Annotated in this window: 1 pseudogene; it reads left to right on the plus strand. The window is 51.7% G+C overall.

The window, feature by feature from the left end:
- Nucleotides 1–383 (plus strand): annotated as a pseudogene (locus tag L693_RS28515) (accessory Sec system translocase SecA2); the annotation flags it as partial.

Below are 383 nucleotides of genomic sequence, written 5' to 3' on the forward strand. Positions count from 1 at the left end.
ACGAAGCCGATACCGTACATCGTCCTTTCCATGACGTCATCGTCGACGAAGCGGATTCGCTGCTTCTCGACGAAGCACGGGTGCCGCTGGTCATCGCCGGCGAGCCGGGCTCTTCCGAGAGCAACGGCATTCGTTTTGCAGAAGTGGCCAGGCGGCTTAAGCAAGATGTGCATTACGACTTCGACGAGTTCCAGCGGAATGTTTATTTGAATGAAGCGGGCTCTGCGAAAGCGGAATCGCTGCTGGGATGCGGCAATTTGTACGAAAGCCATAATAGTCATTTGTTAATGTCGTTAAATTGCGCGCTGCATGCGGAATCGTTATTGAAAAAAGACGTCGATTACATCGTCCGGGACGGTAAAATCGAGCTGATCGACGAATAT

Origin of the sequence: Paenibacillus sp. 1-18, assembly GCF_000520755.1 — a bacterium.
GTDB lineage: Bacteria > Bacillota > Bacilli > Paenibacillales > Paenibacillaceae > Paenibacillus > Paenibacillus brasilensis.